This is a genomic window from Paenisporosarcina sp. P4_E4_2, assembly GCF_056401595.1.
The window spans coordinates 1-1,261 of sequence record NZ_JBFUJC010000537.1; the positions used below are offsets into that span (position 1 = coordinate 1).

Consider the following 1,261-nt stretch of genomic DNA (forward strand, 5'->3'; position numbering starts at 1 on the left):
ATCCATCCCCATCCCTTCATCTCGAATGACAATGATTCCATGAGTTTCACTTTCATGAAGGGATAAATGAACAGTTGTATTTTCCGGCGAATAAGTAATGGCATTTGTCAGTAAATTCATAACCACTTGAATCAAACGGTTCATGTCCCCATMCACAATGACCTCATGGTTTATGTTTGAGATAAACGTCATTTGTTTCTCATCAAGACGAGGACTTGTCATCTCAGCAGCACGCCTCATGACTTCACGTAAGTTCGTTTGAGCAAACTCTACGGAGAACCCATGTTGCTCAATTTTCGAAAGTTCCAATAGGTCTTGAATTAACATTTGCAGACGATTGCTTTCTTTATGGATGATTTCCAAAAAAGAAAGTAACGTCTTTTTGTCATTCATGGCCCCATCCAATAACGTTTCCGAAAAACCTTTAATCGATGTAATCGGTGTTCGCAGTTCGTGGGAAACGTTCGCCACGAAATCTTTCCTGATTTGCTCRAGACGCACAAGATCGGAAATGTCATGCATGACGATAACAACACCTAGCCATCGACCATGTTCACCGATAACTGGGGCACCATAAACTTCCATATGGCGTATTTCCTGCTGGATGACGATTGCCATTTGCTTACGTGAAGAAGATTCCATTAAAAAGACGTAGTCGATGAACTTTTTCAATTCATCAGGTAAGTCCACTCTTTTAAAAAGTTCATCCTGAACATCTTGTGCGCTGAATTCAAACTGATCAACAAAAGTCTTGTTGACAATACTGATTTGACCTTCCCGGTCGATCATCATTAAGGCACTGCCCATATTTTCAATAAGTGTTTTTAATCGTTCCTTTTCCATTTCTCGTACTTTGAACAATTCCTGCAAATTCCTTGCCAGGATATTGATGGAAGTGCCGAGCTGCGCCGTGGTTGCAAAGTCGTCTTCGTATGCCCTCGCCCGATAATTGCCTTTGGCAAGCTCAATGGCAACTTCGGTCACATTATCAATTGGTTGTGCGTAGCGTTTCGTCAATCGATACGAAAATATAATGGCAATGACAAATGCTCCTAGCAAGACTATCACTATGGTTTTCCAAAGTTGTTGCCGAGTATCAATAAAGTCACTGCTAGTGCGGTCGCTTGAGAGCACATCCGTAATTTCCGCTTTTTGTGAGTCATTGATTTCACCATTTGATTGTTCAATAATCTGTGAAATTTCCTCTACTTTTTCAATCGAATTGCTTCGAACAGATTCCTCCACGTATACAGGAAAAAGC

Annotated in this window: 1 protein-coding gene; it reads right to left on the reverse strand. The window is 40.9% G+C overall.

Annotated features, from left to right (window positions below):
- Nucleotides 1-1,261: sensor histidine kinase (locus AC1DSB_RS19495; RefSeq protein WP_477587439.1), on the reverse strand; the 1,261-nt coding region annotated here is incomplete at both ends.